Below are 25,495 nucleotides of genomic sequence, written 5' to 3' on the forward strand. Positions count from 1 at the left end.
GTTTCTATATAAATATATCATATAAATAATGTAAAAAATGTTAAGATGGTGTAAATGTATTGTAAATAAAGAGGTTTCCTATAAAATCTTTAATCAAAAAATTGATAGTTCTTCAAAATGAAAAAACGCTATTCTTTCTGTTGAATGATAGAAAGAATAGTGTTGTTGTATGCTTATTAGTTGCTAATAGTTCTCTAAATCAATTATCTAGCTATTTGAAGGCATCAACAAAGGTGTCCATTTTTCTGTATGTTTTTTAGTGTCAGTAAAAATATTATGTCAACAATATGAACTGTCACAAATTTATATATATTATTGTGATTGATATCACATCCTTTTTTCCTAATGGGTATTATGCTTAATTTGTAATGAATGATTGGGAGAGGGTGGGATGATATGTTTTGTTATCAATGTGAACAAACGCCAACAGGCGGATGTAAAGTGAGGGGTGTTTGTGGTAAGAATGAAACAATTGCAAGTTTACAAGATACGATTGTGTTTGGATTAAAAGGAATAGCGGCTTATCGTACGCATGCTGCGCAGCTAGGGTATACAGATGCATTTGTAGATGCTACAACTCAAGAAGCGCTATATATGACGTTAACAAATTCTAACTTTAATGAACAAGAACATATTGATATGGCTATGAAAGTAGGGAAATCGGCTTTACGAGTAATGGAGTTATTAGATGAGGCACATACGAATCACTTTGGTGTTCCGGAGCCTGTTCAAATTACGCAGAACCATGTAGAAGGTAAGGCAATTGTAGTTACTGGTCATAATTTATTTGCATTAGAAGAGTTATTAAAGCAAACAGAAGGAAAAGAAATTAATATTTATACGCATTCTGAAATGCTACCAGCACACGGATATCCACAACTGAAAAAATATAAACATTTAAAAGGAAACATCGGTAAGGCATGGTATGATCAACGACGCCTTTTCGAAAAATTTACAGGTGCCATATTAGCTACAACGAACTGTGTTATGCCAATTAAAGGATCATACTCTGATCGATTCTTTTCATATGATATTGCAGGTTTAGAGGGTGTACAAAAAATTGAAAATGATGATTTTGCACCATTGATTCAAAAAGCGCTTGAACTTCCAGAAGTACATATGGAGTCGGATGAGCAGTTAGTAACAGGGTTTCATCATAATACAGTATTATCATTAGCTCCGGAAATTATTAATGCAGTAAAAGAAGGAAAGATTAAGCGTTTCTTTGTCATCGCAGGTTGTGATGCTCCGGGAAAAGGCGGAGAATATTATCGTGAATTAGCAACGTCGCTTCCGCCAGAAACGGTTATTTTAACAACTTCTTGCGGGAAATTCCGTTTTAATGATGTGAGTTATGGTGTTGTACCTGGTACGGAGATTCCGCGTTACATTGATTTAGGACAATGCAATAATTCAATTTCTACAGTGAAAATAGCGGCCGCTTTAGCAGATGCTTTCCAATGTGAAGTGAATGAATTGCCAGTAAGTATTGTCTTATCATGGTTTGAACAAAAAGCGGTTGCTATTTTACTTGGGCTATTTAGTCTTGGAATTCAAGATATTCGCATTGGTCCAAAGGCGCCTGAATTTATTTCACCTGGTGTGCTTGATGTATTACAAGAGACATTCGGTTTAAAACTAATTACAACCGCAGCAGAAGATATGAATATGATGTTATCGTAACAAAAAGGATGTCCTATATGTAGAGTTGACTTTATAAAGAGTTTGTATGTATTCGCAAGCTCATGTATTAGATGCACAGGTGCATTAGTAGAAGAACAAAAAAAATGATCCGTCTTTTTAATAAGGAGAGCTATCTACATTCATTAACTTCGGAATATTATAACGCCCAAAATAAAAATGCGGAATTTTTGTTTTGGGTATTTCCTTTTCTTAGCTGGATAGGTATGTGGTGAGGTTTCTTAAGAAAAAAATAGGCAGTATCCAATAGATAATAGCGGATTTAAGAAAAAATTTAAAAATCGAGTTGACATTCCATCTACATAGTCATACAATGTAGTGGTAATGAGTAATACTAAATAGCGTAGGTTTTAAAAATATATTCAGTATCCAATAGGCAAAAGCGGATTTAAGAAAAAATTTAAAAATCGAGTTGACATTCCATCTACTTAGTCATACAATGTAGTTGTAATAAGTAATACTGAATAGTGAGGTTTCTCAAAAGCTATTCAGTAAAAATTAGCCTTAGTACTCTGTGATACTGAATATAAGTCAGACAGAATAGGGGGTAAAGGAGGATCAGAATATGGAAAATTTAACTGAAATGCTGAAAGGTTCGCTGGAAGGATGTGTTCTGGAAATCATTAGCCGCCGTGAAACTTATGGCTATGAGATTACCCGCCACCTTAATGAGCTTGGGTTTACTGAAGTCGTGGAAGGAACGGTCTATACCATCCTTGTGCGATTAGAGAAGAAAAAACTTGTGAATATTGAAAAGAAACCGTCAGACATGGGGCCGCCTCGCAAGTTTTATTCACTAAATGAGGATGGCCGTCAGGAGCTTGAATTGTTTTGGAGAAAATGGGATTTTGTATCATCAAAAATTAACGTCTTGAAGTCAAACTAGCCTCATAAGATTAAATATTCGGCCGATATTTTGGGAGTTTCTTGTTCTGCTTTATAAAAAAGGAGGAAAAATAATATGTTGGAAATGTTCAAAAAATTAATTGGTGATAAAAAAGAGTACAAAATGATGATGGCACGGGTTGGAGCTCTGCCAGAGGACTATCAGTTTGTGTTTAAGAAAATTCAAAACTACATGTGGAATTTCTCAGCTGGTAACGGGATGGATATGCTACACATACAGTATGAATTAATCGATTTGTTTGAAGCCGGTGCGACGGAAGGCAGACAAGTGCTTGAAATCACTGGGGAGGACGTGGCATCCTTTGCTGACGAACTAGTGGCAAATGCTAAAACTTATGTTTCCAAGTATCGTGAAGATTTGAATGAAAGTATCATGAAACAATTGAGAAAAAAATAAATGCAACAGGTAATACCGACTGATTAGCTGGTTACAAATGTGAATTGACGCCATTGCTATTCAGTTATATTTTTAAATCAGTACTAAGTAATACAGATTATCAGTAATACTAAATAGAGGGTGTAGGCAGTCTATCTTTACAAAACATTTTTTAAGGAGGAAAAAAGTATGACCAATACAGCGATTTCTGTAAAAGGATTAAAAAAATCCTTTAAAGATAAGGAAGTGTTAAAAGGGGTAGATTTTGAAGTGCAGCGTGGCGAAATTTTCGCACTGCTGGGCTCAAATGGAGCGGGCAAGACGACGATAGTCAATATCCTCTCGACGCTGATGAAGCAAGATGGCGGCGAAGTAGGTATTTGTGGTTTTGACGTTCAGCGTCAACCGGATCATGTTCGTCAAAGTATCAGTCTGACAGGGCAGTTTGCAGCTTTAGACGGTATGCTCACGGGGAGAGAAAACTTGATAATGATTGCCAATTTGCGTGGAGTTTCTAGTCCTGCTCAAGTCGCTGATAATTTGCTTGCAAGATTCAGCCTGACTGATGCAGCCAACCAGAGGACAGACCAGTACTCAGGTGGGATGAAGCGCCGGCTTGATATCGCCATGAGCTTGATTGGGACGCCGGCAGTCATTTTTCTCGATGAACCGACGACAGGGCTTGACCCCGAAGCGCGGATTGAAGTGTGGGATACCGTCAAGGAACTTGCCGGCGGCGGCACAACCATCTTGCTCACGACCCAGTACCTCGAGGAAGCCGAACAACTGGCGGACCGTATCGCTATCTTGCATGGCGGAAAAATTATTAAGACTGGTACTCTTACAGAACTTAAAGAGATGTTCCCGCCAACAAAAGTGGAGTATATCGAAAAGCAGCCGACATTGGAAGAAATTTTCCTTGCGATCATTGGCAAAAAGGAGGAGATGTAAATGAAGAGCAAAACAGGGGTATTATTAGGGCGCTTAATGCGCAACATCATGCGCAGTCCAGATACAATTATTACGGTAGCGATTACGCCGATTATGATGATGCTGTTGTTTGTCTACGTATTTGGCGGCGCCATAAAGACAGGAACGGATAACTACGTCAATTATTTATTGCCGGGAATCTTGCTGATGGCTATCGCATCCGGTGTCGCTTACACTTCCGTACGGTTGTTTACGGATGTAAAGAGCGGGCTGATGGCACGTTTCATTACTATGCCTATCAAGCGTTCGTCGGTATTATGGGCTCACGTATTAACATCACTTGTTGCTAATGTGCTTACTATCGTGGTAGTTATTCTTGTTGCGCTCTTAATGGGCTTCCGTTCCAGTGCTAATATTCTGGATTGGCTCGCGGTAGCTGGAATACTCGGGATGTTTACGCTGGCGCTGACATGGTTGGCTATCATTCCTGGGTTGACAGCGAAGTCTATGGAAGGGGCGACAGCCTACTCGTACCCACTAATTTTTCTGCCCTTTATTAGTTCGGCCTTTGTTCCTACCGAAACTATGCCAAAAATTGTTCGTGCGTTCGCTGAAAACCAGCCTGTGACTTCAATCGTGAATGCGATTCGTGCCCTCTTATATGAAGGGGCTGTTGGCAACGATATTTGGATTGCACTTGCTTGGTGTGTGGGCATTATGGTTATCGCTTACTTCTTCGCCGGCAAAGCATTTAAACGTCAGTTAGGGTAACACCACCAGTTAATGGCAACTAAATCTTCTGGAATAATATATATATGGGAAAATGGATTTAAATCACATTAATCTTAGTTATTGCTATAATTGTTAGTATTCTTACTGGTTATGTAGTTGGTACGTAAGTAGGCTCAGACGTTGAGAAAAAGCAGACTGAGAGAGTTAAAAGGGAAGAGGTAATATTTTGATCTCAATTCTAATTGCCATATAATAAATGCAATTTTTATACATGAAAAGCCCACCTGTTTCCGTAGGTGGGCTATATCTTTATTACACAATTCGAAAGTATACTCTCTTTTTCTAAATATGTAATTATGCATATTTAGAAAAAACTACACTTAATAAATATTACATATAGTAAATGGAAACTTATGGTGTAATTCTTTTAACAGGCTTAACATGATAACCATTATATAAGGTGCGTAGGCTCCTTTGGAAAAGTTCTTCTTTTCTGAAAAATGAATGTTAATTCGTTATATGTAATAAAAATTCATGAGAATAATTTTATGTTTTCTAAATTTATTCCTTTACATCAATGTGTATTATTTATTACAACAGCTTCATGTCAAAGATAAGATGTGAAAGCAAAGGTAAATATAAGTATCTTTATAACGAGTTCCTAATATAATCAATGTGTTAATGAAAGGAACTCTGTATTATGTTTACTTTTCTATTAACTAATACAGCTTCAAAAAATAGACACAATTGCTACATACCAATTGTAATTTATTATCTATTCATAATTCTGTTTATTCTGTCTTTCTAAAAATAAAAAAATATTAGACTCGCAAATATAAACGTTATAATGAGGGCGTCGAGAGGTAACCGATTACCTACGAAGAAAATATCAAACATTTTAAAATTGGACAGACTGAAACGATTACTTACAGAAAGGTGTGTGACCAGAAGGGGAATTTCTTCAAAATAGTTTAGCAGCAGCGGACATCGTATTAGCTGGTGTAAACAATATCATCAATGGTAAGTATAGGGTTGGAGGATAAATGCCTCGCACATTAAGAGAGACAGCTTTAGGTGGAATCGTTTACAATATGGCGCATCTAGTAAGCGGTTCATTTTTTAAGAATGGTCTATATTCTTAAGCCTAAAAAGAGACGTAAGAATAGGATACAAGGGGGATTTATTATATGAATGGGAATACTGCAAAAAAAATAGAATTTCAAGCTGAAAACACTGCAGTGAAAAATGAGAAATATCTAGATCCTAAAAAGTGGCATAAACAAGATACTACCTGGGCATTGAGCCTTTTTGGAACAGCAATTGGAGCAGGAGTACTCTTTTTACCTATTAATGCCGGTTCAGGTGGTTTATTATCATTACTGTTAATTACGATACTTGCATTTCCTGTTATGTATTACTCACATAGGGCACTTGCTAAAATGATATACGCTTCCAATTCTGCTGATGAGGGGATTACAGGCACAATAAGAGAGTATTTTGGCAATAAGGCAAGTATAATTTTTAACATAGTATATTTCGTCTCAATTTATACGATCGTACTGATGTATTCGGTTGCACTTACAAATACTGCAAGTAGTTTTATCGTGCATCAATTGCACATGCCGGAGCCTCCAAGGGCCATTTTATCACTTGTATTAGTACTCGGTCTTATCGCTATACTAAATTTCGGTCAAGATATCACTGTAAAGATAATGAGCATGCTAGTATATCCTTTCATAGCTTCTTTACTGTTTATCTCAATATCTTTAATTCCACAGTGGAATACGTCAATGCTTAGTTTCTCAAGTGCGTCTACTGCTTCAACAGGAACAGGGTATTTTGGAGTGATATTGATGATACTACCAATCATCGTATTCTCGTTCAATCATTCTCCTATGATTTCGTCATTCGTTATGAAACAGAGAGCTACGTATGGAATAGAAGCTACTGATGCCAAGTGTGCTCAAATACAAAAAGTTTGCTATATCATGACATTCGCTGTTGTTATGTTCTTTGTTTGGAGCAGTACTTTAAGTTTGACTCCAGATGATCTTAAGATGGCAAAAGAACAGAACTTGTCAATCCTATCATATCTTGCTAATGAGCTTAATTCACCTGTAATCACTATTGCAGCTCCTATCATTGCTTTTGTGGCTATTACAAAGTCTTTCCTTGGCCATTATGTAGGAGCGTATGAGGTAATGCGTGACATGATTATGAAGTCCGGTAAAAAACGCGGGAAAGATATAGGAGAAAAAACAGTTCAGACAATGATTCTTACTTTTGTCGTATTAACATGCTGGTATGTTGCTTATGCAAATCCAAGTATTCTTGGAATCATTGATGCTCTTAGCGGTCCATTAGTTGCTGCGATCTTATGTCTATTACCAATGTATGCGATTCGTAAAGTACCAGTACTGGCTAAATACAGAGGGAAAATGAGCAATGTGTTTGTCATTGTTGTAGGTATACTTACTGTCCTAGCAAGTATTAAGTCATTATTCTAATTCGCTATTGTTAGTTCAAGTGCTAAAATAGTGGGATATGAAAAAAGAATGAAAGAGATTATGGATAAGATACGTCCATATTCGAATTTTAAACAAGCTGTTTTATGAGGGTTAAACTCTAATATAAAAAGACATGAACAAAGATTAGTTCATGTCTTTTTTTTGTGTTGGCGTTATTCTTAGAAGAGCGTTTCAAGTAGCGGTAGCGAATAAAATGTTTTTACTAGGTATTTAAATAGAGGTAACTGGCATCTAGTCAAACTCAATATTATTTTGGGTTTAACTGGCCACTGCTTATGGGCAGTATAAACATAATCTCTCTTTTAAACCTTCTAACACTTCTTCAGGAACTTCCCTGATTTTGATATCTTTACCTAGGAAAAGTAGCCAATTTGTTATTTCTATCAATTCATCGAGATTGTTAACATTGATAAAAGTTTTTAGAATGGCTGTGGATTGGTAAGGATTTGTATAGGAAATAGAAATTTTTATAGGATGATATTTTTTGAACTGGGTAATCGCTTTTGGACCAAGTTCAAGTACAAGGTTGATTGCTTCGTCCCTCTTACTTAGTTTTTCTGAAATTTTTTTCTTACTTAATCTGTTTTTCGGCGTATAGGTTTCGACATTAATGAGATGATCAACGAGAAACATCTTCTTTTTTTCTTCTTTTATGTCAAAGCCTTCAATTATCCAATGGCTTTTTTCTTGATAAAGGTGCAGTAGATAAATTGGATAAAACTTGGTTTCCTCCTCTTCATTTATTGTAATCAATAAATGGCTATCTAAAAGAAGGGTTTGGATGAGTTTTTCTAACATAGGATGGGGGAGGTCAGAAAGCTCAAGTAGGTCAGGATTATGAGGGTTAGTCCCTTCAAAAAGCAAGATTTGATTTAAAAGAACAAGGTCATCCTGCTGGATTTCTGAGATGAGTCCTAGTAGTTTTTCGGCTAAAGACTGACGACTCTTTAGATAGGGAAGTTGTTGATTTCTTGTGGCCATAAAGGCAATAAAAAGAGCTTTGACCTCATTATCAGTAAAGCGAACAACGGGCAAGATAGAGTTATGCATGACAAAATATCCTCCATCCCTGCCAACTTCAGCGACGAGCGGCATCCCCATGGCTTCAATTTCTCTAATGTCTCTAATAGCTGTCGATCGTGAGATGTTAAATTCTCGTATGATTTCAGAAATTGTAAAGTGGGAGCGGTTGTTAATATAGCGCATGATCGTATTAATCCGTTCAACTTTTTTCATGGTGGTCTCCTAAACAGTATCATTTTTTGACATGATTTAAAGATATTATAAACTCATCAAGTGAAAAGATAAATCGTTTGATTAATTTAAAAGTGAGGAAGGTTTTAAATATGAAAAATTATACAATAGAAGAAAAAGATAGCTTTATCGTGTTAGGTATTGGAACTGAACTTAAGAGCCACTATACAGACTTTGCGGGCATAAACAAGGAAAAGGTAGACTTTTGGCTGGCCGTCGAACAAGATGGAAGGTTGGACACTTTAAAAGCTTTAGCTACAAATGATTACATTTTTTCTGTGAGTGAAGCGGTGAATAACAAGATGATGTATTACGCTGGTGTCATGACAGAGGCAACGATACAAGAAGAATCTAGGGTTATCCAGTTTCCGAGGGGAGAATACCTAGTAGTTAAAGGGGAAGGCAATACAGCTGAGGAGCTAAGTAATAAGCTTACTGGTATTGCATTTGGTCAAGCATTAGCAGAAGTAAAAGATTTTGCCTATGTTGGTGGGCCAAATACAACAGTTGAGATGGGGCAGCGAAACGGCTTAGTATTTGGTGAAATATGGATTCCAGTTGTTAGGAAGTAAAGTGTTAAAAGGAGAGATGGAATTGTCCAATATAGTTGATTTTAAAAACGTAACTACAGCTGGCATGGAGTCTTCACCTGTAGCGGAAGCACTTGCTGGTTTACGTGCCCATGAAGCACGTTACTTTATGAATAAATACAAGCATGAATTTACGGTTGTACCAGCTAGTGAAAGCGGGGAGACTCTTGATTATGTGAACAGCATCTTGAAAGAAGAACGTGATATTGAGTTCGCGGCAAAACCTTTAGAAACATCGTGTTTTCAAGTGGAAAATATTAAATTTGCCTATGTCTTCTATGAGGATGGTCTTGCAGTCAACGTCATGTATACGTTGGATAACCCAAAGAAGCGGGCCGTTGGATTTAAGCTTTCTGAGGGAATGGAGATACCAACGGAGTTAGTAGAGAAGTTTAAGTTTGCTAGACAGAAGTCTAAACTTGCTGGAACAATTCGAGGTTCGTTTTTTGTAATTAAAGGAGAATATATTGCAAGTTGAAGAATCAGTCATTTGTTGTATTGAGTTATTCTTTTAAAAGGCGCGATTAAGGCTAACAATCTTGAATTGTTAGCCTTTTTTTACATAAGTATAATATTCATAGTCTGCTACACACTACGTTCAGATAAAATAAAACGAAAGGAAATTACTGTAGAGTGGTGGTGGCGTGAGCAAAAATAGGCTAATTGAGTTATTCTTAGTAACTTTTGCTTCACTATTCCTTCATGTAAGCACATTTACTAATGAAAAATTGAATGATAAATTTGGTAACTTTACCTTCTTTGTTGTATTTCTCATGTTTTATATCAACGTTGCATTTATAAAGCGGTATTTTGATGATATACAAAAGTGGATTCGAAATATCATATTTCTTCTTGCCCTGTTAGTAGTAACTTTAATATCACTATGGATAGGTTACTTTTAAAGCTTTGTGATTAAGGAAATTTTGTTTTGTTATCTTTCCTTAACAACAAACAGGACGCCAACCGGATCATGGTAGCGCCTACTATAATTACTATTGGTTTAATCATTAACAAGTATATCTGGACCTTTTTTCAACATATACGAGAAACCCGAAATAAATACGATACTAAATATAATAATAGAAGACCACATATTAAAATGAAATTCTTTACCTACAACTAAATAGTAGATGTTATGGACCAAGAAATTAGCACCTATGATAATCCCACCTAACATTGAACTAATTACAAGACTGAGTAAATAAAATTTGAGCTTCTGAAACATTTCCTCTCTACTCCTTTTCTAAAATCAACTTTATTCAGGATGTTTTAGGAAATTATCCCATTTATTTTTCTAATATTCTTAAATCTATAATATATTTAAGGTTATTTTAAGAGAAGAAGAATTGCCTACCAAAATGTCCATTTCGAGGTTTCACCAATATGCCCATCAAGCTAATGAAACTAGTACCCCAAAAACAAAAAATGTATATTTTTATCTGGAGATGCCAATTTTCTCGTTTTAGGGATACTATAAAATTTTAGGTTGATAGCCATGTGGTCCCGCCACATTGCCATCAAGTTAAGAAACTCATTGTTCCCCCAAAATGAAAAAATGAACTACAATTGTTTACTGAGGAATTCCCCCGACATATGTCATCACATATCTTGGATAAATTAGCTAGAGAAATAGGATTTGTTCAACAGGAAAATAAATATTAGCATCTTTCTTCCAAGAACAAATAAAAGAAAGCGTTGATTCTTATCTTCATTATCCAGGAATATACTCAGGCGGCCAAGAAAATATTTAGTGCAATAGTTACTCGAAAGAATAACTGAAAAATAACATACGAGGAGATGGAAGAAATGAAAAACGAAAGAATTCAACAATTACAAGAAAATTGGGAGTTAGATAAACGTTGGAAAGGGGTAAAACGCCCGTATTGTGCCGAAGATGTTATTCGTCTTCGAGGATCTATCGATATTGAACATACACTAGCACGCCACGGTGCAGAGAAACTTTGGCAATCGCTTCATATAGAAGACTACATCAATGCGCTTGGTGCATTAACAGGAAATCAAGCAATGCAGCAAGTGAAAGCAGGCTTAAAAGCAATTTGTGTAAGTGGTTGGCAAGTAGCTGCTGATGCCAATTTATCTGGACATATGTATCCAGACCAAAGTTTATATCCAGTGAATAGTGTGCCCTCTGTTGTAAAAAGAATCAATCAAACGTTGCAACGTGCTGATCAAATTCAGCATATGGAAGGTGGCAGTGATATAGATTATTTCGTACCAATTGTTGCAGATGCAGAAGCTGGTTTTGGTGGGCAATTAAACGTATTTGAATTAATGAAAGGAATGATTGAAGCAGGTGCAGCAGGTGTACATTTTGAAGATCAGTTGTCTTCAGAAAAGAAATGCGGACATTTAGGTGGAAAAGTATTATTACCGACACAAACGGCGGTACGTAATTTAATTTCTGCTCGTTTAGCTGCGGATGTTATGGGCGTGCCGACAGTAATCGTGGCAAGAACAGATGCAGATGCAGCAGATTTAATTACGAGCGACATTGATCCAATTGATCAAGAATTTATTACAGGAGAAAGAACAACGGAAGGTTTTTATCGTACAAAAGCGGGGCTCAATCAAGCAATTGCACGTGGCCTAGCATATGCACCGTACGCAGATCTTATTTGGTGTGAAACGTCTGAACCAAATTTAGAAGATGCGAAGCGTTTTGCAGAAGCAATTCATGAGAGATACCCAGGAAAGTTACTCGCATATAACTGTTCACCGTCGTTTAATTGGAAACAAAAATTAAATCAAAAAACAATTGAAAACTTTCAAAAAGAAATGGCATCATATGGTTACAAACTCCAATTTGTAACACTTGCAGGATTCCATTCGTTAAACCACAGTATGTTCGAATTAGCACGCGGCTATAAAGAACGTGGTATGGCAGCGTATTCTGAATTACAACAGGCCGAATTTGCAGCAGAAGAGCATGGTTATTCTGCTATGCGTCATCAACGAGAAGTCGGAACAGGTTACTTTGACGAAGTAGCACAAGTGATTACGGGTGGAACTTCATCTACGACAGCGCTGAAAGGTTCTACGGAAGAATTGCAGTTTAAAGATAATTAATTCAGTTATTGTGGAGAAAGTCTTAAATAACATTGGCATTTTGAACAAAAATTGCATGAGAAACACATATATAATATTCTATTTATTTTGAATTTTCTCAATGTTTTTGTTGCATTTTTAAATTATAATATAAGTAACTCTTTTTATTGCTATATATCTGTCATTTCTTGTTACAGAATCCTTATTATAAGGATTCTGTTTTTTTACATTAAATTTCTACAAACAAAAAAGATAAGGTCGGAGAATTCAATCTTATCTTTAGTACAAGGAGTAAACATAAGGGATAATCATCATATTTTTATCACGCTTTATAGTTTGAATTTTGAATATTTAAACTATAAATAACAAGTATATCTATATTGAGAAATTTATTGCAAATTTAGTTGTAAATGTTTCAAATTAGAAAAGGTTAGCTCCTCACTTCACCCCAGCCAAAAACCTTACACCCAAAAACGAAGGGTAACTCAATTATCAAACTCATATTAAGTTTCAATCTTGCCTAAGCACCCATTAGGATATACAACTGATCATCTATTTTTCTTTACATAATCTCCAGATACAGTCCATATCAACTATAGATTCTTGTCTTATGCTAAATGTAGTTCCAAACAAAACAAGGAGGTAATGAAAAATGATTAAAACATTATTAGCAGGAGCACTTTTAAGTACAGGATTGGTAGCGGGGGGTGCAGTAGGTGCAGATGATGCGAAAATGGACAATTTAAAATCAAATGAAGATAGTTCAAATCAAGTAATTACACGGAGTGCAGATGGAACAACGTCTTTCTCACAAAACTTTGATGTACCTAAAGATGCAGTGCCAGCAACTCCTAAAGGAGATGCAAAAACTGTTGAAAGAACAGAAGGTACAGGTTCTCAAGAAGGAAAAATGGTACCAACAAAAGAAGGAAATTAAATACTATATAGTTATAACGAAGAGCATCCAAAAAGTGGTGCTCTTTTTATATTATAGGGATCAACTGGTTTTATTCAATATAGAACTGTAGGAGGAATTGAGGCTAGAATATGGGTTACTGTCTCTTCAAATCAGGGTGTTTGAAGCACTAGTTTTGATGGTAACATTACAACATAAACATTTTATTAGAGATTTTTTAAATTTACATACACTCTAGATAAACTACATATCAACTTCAGATACTTGTTTTATGATACAAGTAATCAAACAAAAGGAGGGCAATACAAAATGATTAAACAGTATTAACAGGGCACTCTTTTAAGTACAGGAGATTATTAACAGGTGGAGAAAATGTTGAAGATGTACAGACAGATAAACATATTCCATATGAACAAAATGAATTGTAACAAACTCTAGAAAAGTACGATTCGAAGAAATTTGAGTTATAAAAAGAAAATAGATAAATATAGTGAAAATAGATAAATTGACAAGAGAAAAGCACTTTGTGTATATCACAGGTGCTTTTTATTTTCATTTTAATATAGGGCTTGCATTAAATTTTTACACTAAAATATATACGGCAAAAAGGGGGGAGTTCATTGCACAAAGTTATTTATGGAATATTAATTTTAATTTATACTTTGTATTCATTTTTTGTAAGTGATGGAAGTGAAGTAGGGTTTATTATGGTGTTAACTATAGTACTTATCTTTTCTGTGGTTTTAGAAAAAGGAAATGCAAACAAAACGACTGATTAAAGGTCTTTTTGTTTGCATTTTTTTAATTGGCTATTACAGTCCAGATGTTTTAGGGATAGCACCAAATCGCCATCAAGCTTAAAGAACGATTTATCCCCCAACAATAAATACGAGCAACATGCATAAAATTTTCGTTCTGGAGGTGGTATGAGATTTTGAGTTGATGGGCATGTGGTGCTCCCCCATACCCATCAACTTAAAAATTCAGAATTACCCCGAAATGAAAAAATGAGCATTTTTGTCACAAGTTAGCACAAAATTTCGTTCTGGGGGTACTATAAAATTGTAGCTTGATGGAGATTTGACGTTACCCCTATAAAGGTATGGTTTTCGTACTTTTAAATACAATTATGTCACTTAAGTAATGTGAGCGTCGCTGCTATTACATTGTCGACAAATGAACGTTGGGGGCGAGATTTCATCATAACTGTTAGACCGATTAACGATACAATCAGTGCCTGTGCCAAAGACTTTGCATCTGTGTTGGCTTCCAGCTCACCTGATTGGATTCCTCGTTCGATCGTCTCCTGAAAAATGACGGCGAGGTACATTTGATGTTCTCTGGTCAAAATTTCAAATCTCTCATCATGAGGTGCTAGTTCAACCATTGTATTGATACAAAAACAACCTTTACTAAGATCCCCTGCGTATTCTTCATTGACGACATCGGCAAAGAAAATAGAAAATGCCTCTTTTACAGAGGAGTGACTTTGAAGCCTATTTCGTATATCAGAGGCCCGAGACATTGTATACCTGCGAAGTGCGGCTTCAAACAATTCTTTCTTATCTCCAAAAGTCGAATAAATACTAGGGCGTTGAATGCCCATTCTAGAAGTAAGATCACTTAATGAGGTAGCCTCATATCCCTTCTCCCAAAATAACTGCATTGCTGCATCTAAAACTTGATCCTCATCAAATTCACGGGTTCTTGCCATTAAGAATTCTCCTCCTCAAACTTTGATTTTATTAATTGTTTTAGGATAGGTGTGTAGGTAATTACAATTGTTGTTTTTATTACCAAACAGTATGTAATTATTATATAATTAGCCATTCTTCCTGTCAAATCAAGCTCCATTCATTTAATGGAATATTAACTTTAGTGCAAAAAAACGTTGACATCATGAATAAGGCTAAGTTATATTTACCAGTAATCATATTGTACTGAACGGTATGTTATGATTAAAAATCTAATGTGATTGGAGGTTAAGGTATGTGCAAAACAGAGACAAATATAGAAGATGATCCACTCTACACTAAGATAAGTCATAAATCTTCCATAACAAAACCTAATTTGAATCAACAGCCATCCATGTCTCACGCTTTGGCATTATTGTTTGCGACTGCCTGTGGAATGTCTGTTGCCAATATTTACTTTGCACAGCCGTTGCTTGATCAACTATCTAATGAGTTTGGTATTAACCATTCCATTATTGGTGTTGTTATTACCATTACACAAATTTTTTATGGATTGGGCTTACTGCTACTCGTACCGCTTGGAGATTTGCTAAACCAGCGACGTCTAATTGTCGGTCAGATGCTATTATCTACAACAGCTCTGGTTATAGTTGGTACTGCTTCCTCCAGCATGGTACTTTTCGCAGGTATGGCTTTGGTGGGTCTGCTTGCAGTTGTGACACAGACTCTCGTGGCGTTTGCAGCGACCATCGCTTCCCCTACAGAAAGAGGACGTGTCGTTGGCATTGTAACAAGTGGGATAGTTATTGGCATACTTCTCGCACGTACTTTTGCTGGTATATTAACAGATGTTGCGGGATGGCGTTCTGTATATCTATTTTCTGCAGCGCTCATGCTTTTGATGGTTTTTATGTTTATAAAGATGTTGCCCAATGTTGAACGCGAGGTAAAATCGCTATCTTACCCTCAGTTGATTAGATCGGTGCTTGCTTTGTTTATTCAAGAACGAACGTTACGCGTTCGCTCCGTTCTAGCCATGCTGATTTTTGCTGATTTCAGCATTTTGTGGACTTCACTAGTACTGCCACTTAGTACACCGCCAATTGCTCTATCTCATAGTGCAATTGGCGCATTCGGTCTTGTAGGTGTGGCTGGAGCCTTGGCTGCGGCACGGGCAGGGAAATTGGCCGATCAAGGTTACGGACAACGAACGACAGGCATTGCTTTAGCTCTATTATTGATTTCATGGTTGTTCATCAGCTATATAGAGCAGTCATTAATCGCATTAGTGATAGGGATAGTTTTACTTGATTTGGCCGTACAAGCAATACATGTCACGAATCAAACCATGATCCTTCCATTGCATACAGAAGCACGGAGTCGACTTACTGCTGGATATATGGTGTTTTATTCTATCGGCAGTGCTGGTGGTTCAATTGCGTCGACTCAAATATACGTACACTTTGGCTGGGGAGGGGTTTCCTTACTCGGAGCCTCTGTCAGTGTTTTAGCTCTTCTTTTTTGGGCTATGACCAGACGAGTTAAGATTTTATGAAATAAACGTGTGTTAGCCAATATGAGAAACACGTTACTACCATAAAGGAAATGATTAATTTTTTTGACTTAAATCTAATTGGACTAGGAGAGATAACAAATGGAAATAGGTATTACGTCTTTTGTAGAAACGAAACCAGATGTTCATAGTGGTGAAGTGATAAGTCACGCACAGCGATTACGTGAAGTTGTTGAAGAAATCGTTCTTGCTGATCAAGTAGGACTTGATGTGTTTGGTGTTGGTGAGCATCATAGGAAGGATTATGCAGCATCCTCTCCAGCGATGGTTCTATCAGCGGCGGCACCACAAACGAAAAAGATACGGCTCGCGAGTGCAGTAACCGTGCTTTCTTCAGCTGATCCTGTGCGCGTTTTTCAGGATTTTTCTACACTGGATGGCATTTCAAATGGACGCGCAGAGATTATGGCGGGTCGTGGCTCCTTTATCGAATCTTTTCCATTGTTTGGCTATAACTTGAAAGACTATGAAGAACTGTTTGAAGAACATTTGGACCTACTGCTCAAAATACGTCAGTCCGAAAAAGTGACTTGGGAAGGCGGACATAGACCAGCAATCAATAATTTAGGTGTATATCCAAGACCTGTTCAAGATCCTTTACCGATATGGGTTGGTAGCGGTGGGAATCAGGAATCTGCTATCCGTGCTGGTTTTCTGGGATTACCACTTATGCTGGCGATTATTGGTGGTAGCCCAATGCACTTTGCACGAATTGTACAGCTATATAAGAAAGCAGCGGCTCACGCTGGTCATGATGTATCAAAGCTTCAGGTGGGATCTCATTCAATTGGATTTGTTGGAGAGAATACGGAATCGGCAGCAGATACATTTTTCCCTTCCACTCAGGCAGGCATGAATAAACTTGGTAAAGAGCGGGGGTGGCCTTATTATGATCGTTCCAGCTTTGATGCTGCACGAAGTTTTGAAGGGGCGTTGTATGTTGGTGATCCAGATACAGTCGCCGAAAAAATCATTCATCTTCGTAAGCATGTAGGGATTACACGCTTTATGATGTATGTACCATTAAGTACCATGCCACATGATCAAGTCATGCGTGCCATAGAATTGCTTGGAACAGAAGTTGCCCCTCGTGTAAGAGAGGAAATTGCCAAATGGGAAGCTGAAGGAGAACAGGAGACACATCTATTCCGTTAATCATTCCATAAGAATTGAATCAAGTCTCATTATTTACCTGGAGGAATTTATATGAAAATTGACAGTCGAGTATTACCAGAATTAAAACAGGCTTTCTCACAATTTCCAGGCTTTCAATTAGAGGAGAATTTAGAGTCGAGTCGAAGTCTCTTGTCGAATCCACATTTGGAAAAATCAGAACTTGTACACATGACCAAGCGAATGATTCCTCGCGCTGCCGGCGAGATGTTAGTTAAAGTTTACGAACCAGTTGAGAACAATCTTGATAAACTTCCAGCTATGCTGTGGATTCACGGTGGTGGATACGTAATGGGCCACCCTGATATGGACGATGTTTTGTGTGAACGCTTTGTTCAGACTGCTAAATGCGTTGTTGTGTCTGTCGATTATCGACTTGCTCCCGAACATCCTTATCCAGCGGCTATCGAAGATTGTTATGCAGGCTTGGTTTGGATGACAAATGAGGCAGACTCGCTTGGCATTGATGTGAATCGAGTTGCGATCGCCGGTGCAAGTGGAGGCGGTGGACTAACAGCAGCGCTTGCGTTAATGGCTCGGGATAAAGGAGGTCCATCTGTTATATTCCAGATGCCGCTGTATCCGATGCTTGAAAACCGCAACATAACACCATCAAGCTATGAGATTACAGAAGACCACGCAACATGGAATAGAGCAAACAATTTGACGGCTTGGAGTATGTACTTGGGCAAGGAGAAAGATTCCAACGAGCTATCTCCCTATGCCGTACCTTCGAGAGCAGAAAACTTAGCAGGGCTACCGCCAACTTATACATGTGTAGGTCAACTCGATTTATTTCGAGATGAAACTATTGAATATGTAACACGACTTGCACAAGCAGGAGTAGACGTTGAATTTCATCTATACCCCGGCTGCTTCCATTGTTTTGAAGTATTTGTGCCTGAAGCCGTAGTAAGTCAGCGTGCCAGTCAGAATTATTTTGATGCGATGGCACGGGCACTTCATCCATAATTTATCTTAGCTCAGTCATCAGGGTGTTCAACTGAAGGCATGAGTGATAGCTCTAGGTTTATTCGATGAGCAAAGATTACAGGACAAAGTACAAATAGTGCCACCATATACTTTGAATTTTGCCCCTTACTCATTGATTAAAAACAGGAAATACTTCAAAGTTGGAATAGTTAACCAAGGTTTCAAAATAGTGTGCTAGCAATTCAACTTTTTTACTGCAGTTACGATGATAAGCACAATCAACACTTTGGAGCGTTTTTTTTCGTAAGTCGAGTTACTTTTTTAATCGCATTCATACTAAACAGCAGCAGGAAAGGGCGCCAATTGAACATTGGCACTGTTTATAAGAAGCGATAGACTGCATCCTTAGCTGGATCTTCATTTCAAGCTCGGAAAAAATAGAATTAAGTTCTTTTGGTAGTTGATGATATTGGTTATTTTGAGCTATTGTAGTTAAGGCACCTCTTCTGTGGTAGTGATTTCTAGGTAATCTCACTATACCAAGGATTGAGGTGTTTTTCATTTTACTCAAGTTGTACAGTACACAATTGATAGACTCTAAATTCAATATAGCTAAATCTCCCCGCTTATTTTATAGGTGCGAAAGTTGAGTTATTTAATTCCCATCTTAATGAAGAATTATTGAAATATATTTCTCCATTAGAATGGGAACACATTAATATTCTAGGAAAATACCGATTTAGTATAAGAGAAATTGCATCATTAGACTCCCTACAATCACTACAAACAACTTAACAGTAAAAAGCCAATTATTCTCTTAGAGTACCGGAAATCGGCTTTTTCTTATGAAATTTTGCTTAGCGTACGAAATTCGCGTTTTGATGGTGCTCCCCCATTATGTTGAAAAGGAAAAGAACATCTGTGGAACTAGTGGTGACAATAGAGTTGTTCCACAAATGAGACAGAAGAATAGTGTGCTCTATCTGGGAAATTGGAATATTTATGATTATAGAAACTGTAGCTATTGAAAATAGAACAAATAAAAGCTAAATAACAATAATATAATCTCTTTTCTAGATATGCCTTTATCAAGAATCAAAGAATTTAATACCACTTAGTACAAAAGCATCAGAACTTGGGCTATAACCAACTAACTTTCTTGTTCCTTCAATATCAATTCGTTTAAACCTGTTGTTAGATACACCATGTAAAATTGAAAATGGAGGTAAGTTCTTTGCCGTCATCGACTTTAAGAGAAGGTCCATAAAATCTTCTGGGCTTAAGTATGCACTCATATCTCTAGCTGTTAGTGGTTTACCATATGGATTATAATCATCATATGCGCCTATACGAATAGCAAGACTTTGTAACCCTTCTTCATAAGCAAAATAAGAAGCAACAGCCTCTGCAAAACACTTACTTACCCCGTACATATTTTTGGGTCTCGTGGGTGAATAAGTATGTGGTTGATAATCCAAAGGATAGCCTTCAATTGTTTGAGCACTGGAAGCAACTATCACTTTGGATACATTATTATCACTAGCAGCTCTAAAAATATTATAGGTTCCCTTTATATGATTTTCTAATAAGGAGCCATAAAAATCAGCATTTGGCGAAGGATTACCTGCCAAGTGTATAACTATATCTATACCTTTCGTAAATTCTTGACAAGCAGCTAAATCAGAAACATCTAAATATATGATTTCATGATTTGTATCTTTAAAAGTTTCTAAAGCAGATAAGTTAATATCTGCTAGCCGTAACTGGTAATTCCCTTGCTTATCTAGGAATCTTGTAACATCTTGGCCAATCTTACCTGCAGCACCTGTAACTAAAATTTTTTGCATTTCACTTCATCCTTCCATAAAAAATACATCCCTTGTCAAGGGTCATATAATAGAGCATGCACTTATTGTATGTTGGTAATGGCATTAAATAAAACGAAGAAATATAATGGAGACATGAATAAAATTCATGAGGAGGACCATAGTGACTTTAACAAAATATGAAATATTTAACAAAGTGGCAGAACTCAATAGTTTTACAAAAGCTGCAGAAGTGTTAGGTTTCACCCAATCTGCTGTAAGTCATGCAATTAGCAGTTTGGAAAAAGAGTTTTCCTTTCCTTTATTTATTCGTAATCACTCTACTTTAACATTGACCAAAAATGCAGAGGAGCTTTTAATTACCGTTCGGAAAATTTTATACTATAACAACATGCTGAAGCAGGAAGTAGCCGCTATCAATGGGTTCCAAAAAGGAACAGTAAGAGTGGGGGTTTTTTCGAGTATTTCTAAAAACTGGATTCCTGGTATTCTTAAAAAAATGGAGGAAAAGTTTCCAAATATTGAAATCGAATTACTGGAAGGAAACTATGCTGAGGTTGAGAATTGGTTACAAAACGGGAGATTAGATTGTGGATTTATTAATAATGATACTTACTTTGAATCATTTGAAAAATCCTTTGAAATCGTACAATTGAAGAGGGATCGACTTTTATGTGTTGTATCTAACCAATCCCCATTATGTAAGGAAAACCAAGTATCAATGCAACAAATAGAAAATGTACCTTTTATTATGCCAACATATCAGTGTTATGATGATATTCAAAAAATATTTAGGGAGAATAAAGTTAGCCCCAATATTCGATTCGAAAATATGAATGAATACTCAGTGATCTCCATGGTGGAGAATAATCTAGGAATTAGTATATTGCCAGAAATGATTATACCGACATCAAAAATTTCTTTTGCAGCCATTCCACTTGAAAGTGATAGCTATCGAACTATTGGATTAGCTATAAGAAAACCAACCTCACTCGCGACTAAGAAATTTTCTGAGATTACTAAAAGGTGGGTATCATTTGAATCAATTTAATTTTGTCAAAATCTGAGTTATTTAAACTGATATGGTTCTTCTTGAACGGAGCAGATTAATTCAATAAGCAATGAGAAAAAGTTATATATTATGTGTCGATGTAGAACTATAATATACAAAAATCAGGAGGTGATTATATAGTAATATATAAATTGTACGACAGAACACCCTAATAACTTTGACTAATTACTAAACCTATATGAATCTTTATGATGGAATTCACTTAAATTAACAAGTAATGATTTGGAACGAATGTGCAATCAAAGTTGATACGCCATACACATTTGATGAAAAATAATTAGTGGGTATGGGACGTGTTATTTCAGATGGTGTAATTACTGGAGTAGTTTGGGGAATATGCGTTCTATCAATCTATCTGTCCGAAGGAATCGCCGCCATGTACAAATCGCGCTGGGCAATTGAATCATTTTTCCGCTGGATTTAGCTGAATTTGAACGTTCCCGTATTGTTTGGCACAACATCCAATGCGTTGTTCAATCAGTTATTCACAGCTATAATTGCCTATGCTTTGCTGAAATTTCTTCGTGCACAGGGCCAAAAGACAAAATAAACGCTTGTCATTTGCAGGTTTCACATGCCTGTTTCTTTGTGAAGCCTTGTCAATTGAGTGGCAAATTAGTTTGAAAGAAACACTTGAATTCTACAGGTCGATAAATCAAGAAACTGTATTACTTTGGTTAATCAACATACGTGTTAATTTATAGTATAATGATTGCTTGAAATAATGCGGTGGAAAACAGGGAAAAGAGGGAACCGATGCCTACTATACTAGTTGCTGACGACGATGCGAACATTCGCGAACTCGTCTGTTTATTTCTACGCAACGACGGATTCGCAACAGCTGAAGCAGCGGACGGCAAGGAAGCACTGGCCGTCTACATCTCAACGAATGTCGATCTTGTCGTACTTGACATTATGATGCCGATTATGGATGGTTGGACGTTAAGCAAGGAGCTCCGAAGAGCCAATCCTGATCTACCTTTACTTATGCTGACTGCGAGAGGAGAAACATGGGAGAAAGTGAAAGGTTTCGAACTTGGGACGGACGATTATTTAACCAAACCATTCGATCCGTTAGAGTTGACGGTTCGTGTTAGGGCACTACTCAAACGATACAAGATTGGCTCCACGCAGAAGATCCATTTCGGGAACGTCATCCTTGATCGACAGACCTATAAGGTGATGAACGGGACGGAGTCGCTTAAGTTGCCGCTAAAGGAGTTCGAATTGCTGTATAAGCTCGCTGGAACACCCGGACAAGTCTATACGCGCGTGCAGTTGATCGATCAGATTTGGGGTATCGATTACGCCGGAGATGATCGAACGGTAGACGTACATATTAAACGGCTGCGTGAACGGTTCGCGACAACACCCGATTTTCGGATCGAAACGGTGCGCGGGCTCGGGTATCGGCTTGAGGTTTATGAATGATCAGATCCTTATATATACGTGTTGTCCTGACATTTTTAGTCTCCATCATCGGGGGCACGATCATTTCTTTTTTTGTGTCAACTTGGATATTCGAAGATAAATTGAACGAAAACGCTCAAATCAACTCACGTAACTTTGGCCAAGACATCGTCCGGATTTACAAGACCTTTCCGTTACGTGAAGCGGACTTGTTCGTAAGTGAAATGAAGCAGCTCGATTCTTATTATATTCGAATTTACGAAGCAACGGGTCAGTTCAAGTCTTACGGTAAAATTCACGGACACAAACCTGCGCCTGTGACGATGGAGCAACTAAAGAAAGTATTAGATGGAGGTGTTGTTCAGGACACTCCTAATGGTATTGCCACGGTCCTCTTAGGGTTGCCATTGAAAACAGAAATGGGAACGAAAGCGATATTTTTGGAAGCGCTCGCCCCTCCTTCAGCCTCTTTTGTCACAAAGTGGGCATTGGTCTTTGCAACATGTTCGTTGATTGCAGGAAGCTTATTGATTCTAGTTGCCTCTGTATTCCTGGTAAGACCGATAAAAAAGCTGACAAAAGCGACCAGGCGGATAGCATCTGGAGATTTCAACGTCAAGTTGAATATTAAGCAAACGAGTGAGCTGGGTACTTTGGCTCGCAGCTTCGAAGAAATGATGCACGATCTGCAGCAACTTGAGCAGATGCGCAGGGAATTCGTAACGAACGTGTCGCACGAGGTTCAGTCTCCGCTCACTTCGATATCCGGTTATGCTCTAGTGCTTAAGCAAGTTGACCTTTCAGAATACGAACGAAGCCGTTATCTTGATATTATCATCGCTGAAGCGAAAAGGATGTCCAAAATGAGCGATAACCTGTTAAAGCTGAGTTTTCTTGAATCGCAGTCAAAGCAACTGCGGCTCGTCACGCTCAGCCTCGATGAACAAATCCGACGGATAATTGTGGCGCTCCAGCCACAATGGTCTGCTCGCGATATACATTTCGAGCTTGATTTACAGACAGTTAAAGTAACGGCTGATCATGACCTGTTAAATCAGGTATGGACGAATATCCTTAGAAATAGCATCAAATTTTCCGAGGATACCGGCGTGATTAACGTAAGCATCAAACAAGATATCAAAAACGTCACAATCCTAATATCCGACACTGGTATTGGTATTAACCTTGACGACCAGAAGCGTATATTCGAGCGTTTTTTTAAGGCCGATCGTTCCCACAGTCGTAAGTATGATGGAAGTGGTATGGGACTCGCTATCGTTAAACAGATCGTGTCGCTTCATCAAGGTGACATCCGAGTGAAAAGTGAACTTGGTCAAGGAACGACCTTCATTGTCACCTTGCCAATCACTACACCAACAGATTAGTTAGATTCATTCTCTATGCTACGACTCATATGCAAGCTTACTTGTATATAAGAGCCGTAGCATTTTTTTTGGCAGTTCATATTCAGTTCATATTGTCGTCATGGTGAGTACATCTTCATTGGTTAAGTTTTCATTACAGGCACATGAAGGAAGGCAAACAGATCAGGACAGGAGAAGATGACAGTGACACAACAAGAGGAAAAGAAAACGCTGAGCGGAATGAAAATAAAGAAAGTGCGAAACATCTTACTTAAAATCATAGGAGCAATCGTTCTAGCCATTGTACTTTTTTTAGGTATTGTTTATATCGTAAATGTGATGAGTAGTCATTCGGAGCAAAAACGAATAGTGCCCTACGGGCAGCACGTATCTGTAGACGGGAAAAACATGAATGTGTTAATTCAAGGCGAGGGCGAGGAAACGATCGTGCTCCTGCCTGGTTATGGAACAGCTACTCCAGGGCTTGATTTTAAGCTTCTTATCGATGAATTATCTCCATTTTACAAAGTTGTTGTGGTAGAGCCTTTCGGTTATGGATTAAGTGATGAAACTGTAAAAGAGCGAACCACGGAGAATATGGTAAGTGAAGTTCATGAAGCTCTACAGCAGCTTAATATTAACAGATACATCCTCATGGGCCACTCCATTACAGGTATTTATGGAATTGATTATGTGAACAAATATCCAAACGAGGTGACTGCATTTGTCGGAATCGATAGCAGTGTTGCAACACAACCGGGTATGGATATCAATTTCCCATTAAAAACGTTTGCATATCTCAAAAAATCAGGCCTCTTAAGATTGGCTATGAAAATCAGTGCTGACCCCTATGCTGGACTGGCATTTGATGAAAAAACCGTAGAGCAAATGAAAATGATTTCGAATAAAAACATGTATAATGACACAACCTTGAATGAGATGGACCATATTTCGTCTAATTTTAAAGGGGCTCAAGGTTTAATCTTCCCTAAATATCTTCCACTTCTTCTCTTTGTACAAGCGAATAGTGAAGATGTAGCAGGATGGATACCTCTGCATGAAGGGCAGATCAAAGACTCGGTACATGGAAAAGTAGTAACCATGGATGGATCACATTATTTACACCATACCAAATTCAAAGAAATCGCTGAAAACGTTAGACTATTTATGAAAGAAGTAAAGTAAGTGTTCAGAGAAATGTTCATCCGTTATTTTATGCATTTGTCTACAGTCTGCAAGACCATCATTTCGATGGTCTTTTTTATGTCCAAACAGTTGTATATTTCCAAACCAAGATTATACTTTCGCCTGAAAGACATTGGGTTTCATTTTCATATTAACTAACGAGGCAGGTGTGCGGCCAAGCCTAGGTCGTATCATATAACGGGTGGGATTCCCGTCGAGTAAGAACTAGCCATTCGCTCGTAGCGAGTCTTGGAGGGCTAAAGGTA

Annotated in this window: 22 protein-coding genes and 3 pseudogenes; 21 read left to right on the plus strand and 4 right to left on the minus strand. The window is 37.5% G+C overall.

From position 1 onward, the window contains the following. Positions 1–396: 396 nt before the first annotated feature. The 6 genes from hcp to JFU18_RS25865 all read left to right on the plus strand — a co-directional run bounded on the left by hcp (position 397) and on the right by JFU18_RS25865 (position 7,152). Positions 397–1,683 (plus strand): hydroxylamine reductase, encoded by a 1,287-nt coding sequence (gene hcp / locus JFU18_RS25840; RefSeq protein WP_201034171.1) that lies wholly within the window; start codon positions 397–399, stop codon positions 1,681–1,683. Between the two features lie 583 nt (positions 1,684–2,266). Then, positions 2,267–2,587 carry a PadR family transcriptional regulator gene (locus JFU18_RS25845; protein ID WP_002128372.1) on the plus strand — a complete coding sequence of 107 codons (321 nt, stop codon included), beginning with the start codon at positions 2,267–2,269 and terminating at the stop codon, positions 2,585–2,587. Positions 2,588–2,662: 75 nt separating this feature from the next. Beyond that, positions 2,663–3,004, plus strand: a complete 342-nt coding sequence (locus JFU18_RS25850; protein ID WP_201034170.1) for a DUF1048 domain-containing protein — start codon at positions 2,663–2,665, stop codon at positions 3,002–3,004. A 168-nt stretch (positions 3,005–3,172) separates the two neighbouring features. Beyond that, positions 3,173–3,934, plus strand: coding sequence for an ABC transporter ATP-binding protein (locus tag JFU18_RS25855; RefSeq protein ID WP_201031515.1), 762 nt, complete (start codon positions 3,173–3,175; stop codon positions 3,932–3,934). Further along, positions 3,935–4,684 (plus strand): ABC transporter permease, encoded by a 750-nt coding sequence (locus JFU18_RS25860; protein ID WP_002190260.1) that lies wholly within the window; start codon positions 3,935–3,937, stop codon positions 4,682–4,684. Positions 4,685–5,832: 1,148 nt separating this feature from the next. Beyond that, on the plus strand, positions 5,833–7,152 hold the full coding sequence (locus JFU18_RS25865) for an aromatic amino acid transport family protein (protein WP_201031514.1): 1,320 nt from the start codon (positions 5,833–5,835) through the stop codon (positions 7,150–7,152). Between the two features lie 294 nt (positions 7,153–7,446). On the opposite strand, the gene JFU18_RS25870 is transcribed toward JFU18_RS25865, so the two are convergent. Beyond that, positions 7,447–8,409: a helix-turn-helix transcriptional regulator gene (locus JFU18_RS25870; RefSeq protein WP_201031513.1), complete on the minus strand. Its 963-nt coding sequence runs from the start codon at positions 8,407–8,409 to the stop codon at positions 7,447–7,449. 110 nt (positions 8,410–8,519) lie between these two features. Between JFU18_RS25870 and JFU18_RS25875 the strand changes: the two genes are divergently transcribed. The 3 genes from JFU18_RS25875 (at position 8,520) to JFU18_RS29960 (ending at position 9,919) form a co-directional block, all read left to right on the plus strand. Beyond that, entirely contained in the window at positions 8,520–8,999 is a 480-nt protein-coding gene (locus JFU18_RS25875; RefSeq protein WP_201034169.1) for a GyrI-like domain-containing protein, read from the plus strand. Continuing rightward, on the plus strand, positions 8,986–9,495 hold the full coding sequence (locus tag JFU18_RS25880) for a phage tail protein (RefSeq protein WP_088039875.1): 510 nt from the start codon (positions 8,986–8,988) through the stop codon (positions 9,493–9,495). The genes JFU18_RS25875 and JFU18_RS25880 overlap by 14 nt, the downstream gene beginning before the upstream one ends. A 166-nt stretch (positions 9,496–9,661) precedes the next feature. After that, the gene (locus JFU18_RS29960; RefSeq protein ID WP_201031512.1) at positions 9,662–9,919 is read left to right on the plus strand and encodes a DUF3963 domain-containing protein; all 258 of its coding nucleotides are present in this window, start codon (positions 9,662–9,664) and stop codon (positions 9,917–9,919) included. A 98-nt stretch (positions 9,920–10,017) separates the two neighbouring features. Here JFU18_RS29960 and JFU18_RS25890 read toward each other — a convergent pair whose 3' ends face one another. Continuing rightward, positions 10,018–10,242: a hypothetical protein gene (locus JFU18_RS25890; RefSeq protein WP_002190252.1), complete on the minus strand. Its 225-nt coding sequence runs from the start codon at positions 10,240–10,242 to the stop codon at positions 10,018–10,020. Positions 10,243–10,823: 581 nt separating this feature from the next. Here JFU18_RS25890 and aceA point away from each other — a divergent pair. The 4 genes and pseudogenes from aceA to JFU18_RS25910 all read left to right on the plus strand — a co-directional run bounded on the left by aceA (position 10,824) and on the right by JFU18_RS25910 (position 13,778). Continuing rightward, complete coding sequence (aceA, locus tag JFU18_RS25895) at positions 10,824–12,104, plus strand: isocitrate lyase (protein WP_201034168.1); 1,281 nt, start codon at positions 10,824–10,826, stop codon at positions 12,102–12,104. Positions 12,105–12,735: 631 nt separating this feature from the next. After that, a pseudogene (locus JFU18_RS25900) lies at positions 12,736–13,014 on the plus strand (hypothetical protein); the annotation flags it as partial. A gap of 294 nt (positions 13,015–13,308) precedes the next feature. Next, positions 13,309–13,503 (plus strand): annotated as a pseudogene (locus JFU18_RS30410) (hypothetical protein). Positions 13,504–13,619: 116 nt separating this feature from the next. Then, complete coding sequence (locus JFU18_RS25910; protein ID WP_002137521.1) at positions 13,620–13,778, plus strand: hypothetical protein; 159 nt, start codon at positions 13,620–13,622, stop codon at positions 13,776–13,778. Positions 13,779–14,131: 353 nt separating this feature from the next. On the opposite strand, the gene JFU18_RS25915 is transcribed toward JFU18_RS25910, so the two are convergent. Next, on the minus strand, positions 14,132–14,713 hold the full coding sequence (locus JFU18_RS25915) for a TetR/AcrR family transcriptional regulator (RefSeq protein ID WP_061689662.1): 582 nt from the start codon (positions 14,711–14,713) through the stop codon (positions 14,132–14,134). Positions 14,714–14,988: 275 nt separating this feature from the next. Between JFU18_RS25915 and JFU18_RS25920 the strand changes: the two genes are divergently transcribed. The 3 genes from JFU18_RS25920 (at position 14,989) to JFU18_RS25930 (ending at position 18,411) form a co-directional block, all read left to right on the plus strand. Beyond that, on the plus strand, positions 14,989–16,248 hold the full coding sequence (locus tag JFU18_RS25920; RefSeq protein WP_061689661.1) for an MFS transporter: 1,260 nt from the start codon (positions 14,989–14,991) through the stop codon (positions 16,246–16,248). 99 nt (positions 16,249–16,347) lie between these two features. Next, positions 16,348–17,421 (plus strand): LLM class flavin-dependent oxidoreductase, encoded by a 1,074-nt coding sequence (locus tag JFU18_RS25925; protein WP_061689660.1) that lies wholly within the window; start codon positions 16,348–16,350, stop codon positions 17,419–17,421. 51 nt (positions 17,422–17,472) lie between these two features. After that, on the plus strand, positions 17,473–18,411 hold the full coding sequence (locus tag JFU18_RS25930; protein WP_085312019.1) for an alpha/beta hydrolase: 939 nt from the start codon (positions 17,473–17,475) through the stop codon (positions 18,409–18,411). 1,049 nt (positions 18,412–19,460) lie between these two features. Here the strand turns inward: JFU18_RS25930 and JFU18_RS25935 are convergent. Next, positions 19,461–20,219: an NAD-dependent epimerase/dehydratase family protein gene (locus JFU18_RS25935; RefSeq protein ID WP_085312018.1), complete on the minus strand. Its 759-nt coding sequence runs from the start codon at positions 20,217–20,219 to the stop codon at positions 19,461–19,463. A 142-nt stretch (positions 20,220–20,361) separates the two neighbouring features. Here JFU18_RS25935 and JFU18_RS25940 point away from each other — a divergent pair, with 142 nt between their 5' ends. From JFU18_RS25940 to JFU18_RS25955, 5 genes and pseudogenes are all read left to right on the plus strand, one after another. After that, positions 20,362–21,249, plus strand: a complete 888-nt coding sequence (locus JFU18_RS25940) for a LysR substrate-binding domain-containing protein (protein WP_002142572.1) — start codon at positions 20,362–20,364, stop codon at positions 21,247–21,249. 147 nt (positions 21,250–21,396) lie between these two features. Next, positions 21,397–21,640, plus strand: a pseudogene (locus JFU18_RS29965) (GNAT family N-acetyltransferase); the annotation flags it as partial. Positions 21,641–22,026: 386 nt separating this feature from the next. After that, positions 22,027–22,701 (plus strand): response regulator transcription factor, encoded by a 675-nt coding sequence (locus JFU18_RS25945; protein WP_002084315.1) that lies wholly within the window; start codon positions 22,027–22,029, stop codon positions 22,699–22,701. Continuing rightward, positions 22,698–24,065, plus strand: coding sequence for a sensor histidine kinase (locus tag JFU18_RS25950; protein ID WP_149190773.1), 1,368 nt, complete (start codon positions 22,698–22,700; stop codon positions 24,063–24,065). Before JFU18_RS25945 ends, JFU18_RS25950 begins: the two co-directional genes overlap by 4 nt. A 183-nt stretch (positions 24,066–24,248) precedes the next feature. Further along, positions 24,249–25,229, plus strand: coding sequence for an alpha/beta hydrolase (locus JFU18_RS25955; protein ID WP_149190772.1), 981 nt, complete (start codon positions 24,249–24,251; stop codon positions 25,227–25,229). Positions 25,230–25,495: the final 266 nt, after the last annotated feature.

Source organism: Bacillus sp. TH22, assembly GCF_016651015.1.
Taxonomy (GTDB): domain Bacteria; phylum Bacillota; class Bacilli; order Bacillales; family Bacillaceae_G; genus Bacillus_A; species Bacillus_A mycoides.

Bases quoted from the DNA above. Each gene is read 5' to 3' on its own strand.
- hcp (WP_201034171.1), top strand. From the start codon at position 397: ATGTTTTGTTATCAATGTGAACAAACGCCAACAGGCGGATGTAAAGTG.
- JFU18_RS25845 (WP_002128372.1), top strand. From the start codon at position 2,267: ATGGAAAATTTAACTGAAATGCTGAAAGGTTCGCTGGAAGGATGTGTT.
- JFU18_RS25850 (WP_201034170.1), top strand. From the start codon at position 2,663: ATGTTGGAAATGTTCAAAAAATTAATTGGTGATAAAAAAGAGTACAAA.
- JFU18_RS25855 (WP_201031515.1), top strand. From the start codon at position 3,173: ATGACCAATACAGCGATTTCTGTAAAAGGATTAAAAAAATCCTTTAAA.
- JFU18_RS25860 (WP_002190260.1), top strand. From the start codon at position 3,935: ATGAAGAGCAAAACAGGGGTATTATTAGGGCGCTTAATGCGCAACATC.
- JFU18_RS25865 (WP_201031514.1), top strand. From the start codon at position 5,833: ATGAATGGGAATACTGCAAAAAAAATAGAATTTCAAGCTGAAAACACT.
- JFU18_RS25870 (WP_201031513.1), bottom strand. From the start codon at position 8,409: ATGAAAAAAGTTGAACGGATTAATACGATCATGCGCTATATTAACAAC.
- JFU18_RS25875 (WP_201034169.1), top strand. From the start codon at position 8,520: ATGAAAAATTATACAATAGAAGAAAAAGATAGCTTTATCGTGTTAGGT.
- JFU18_RS25890 (WP_002190252.1), bottom strand. From the start codon at position 10,242: ATGTTTCAGAAGCTCAAATTTTATTTACTCAGTCTTGTAATTAGTTCA.
- aceA (WP_201034168.1), top strand. From the start codon at position 10,824: ATGAAAAACGAAAGAATTCAACAATTACAAGAAAATTGGGAGTTAGAT.
- JFU18_RS25915 (WP_061689662.1), bottom strand. From the start codon at position 14,713: ATGGCAAGAACCCGTGAATTTGATGAGGATCAAGTTTTAGATGCAGCA.
- JFU18_RS25920 (WP_061689661.1), top strand. From the start codon at position 14,989: ATGTGCAAAACAGAGACAAATATAGAAGATGATCCACTCTACACTAAG.
- JFU18_RS25925 (WP_061689660.1), top strand. From the start codon at position 16,348: ATGGAAATAGGTATTACGTCTTTTGTAGAAACGAAACCAGATGTTCAT.
- JFU18_RS25930 (WP_085312019.1), top strand. From the start codon at position 17,473: ATGAAAATTGACAGTCGAGTATTACCAGAATTAAAACAGGCTTTCTCA.
- JFU18_RS25935 (WP_085312018.1), bottom strand. From the start codon at position 20,219: ATGCAAAAAATTTTAGTTACAGGTGCTGCAGGTAAGATTGGCCAAGAT.
- JFU18_RS25945 (WP_002084315.1), top strand. From the start codon at position 22,027: ATGCCTACTATACTAGTTGCTGACGACGATGCGAACATTCGCGAACTC.
- JFU18_RS25950 (WP_149190773.1), top strand. From the start codon at position 22,698: ATGATCAGATCCTTATATATACGTGTTGTCCTGACATTTTTAGTCTCC.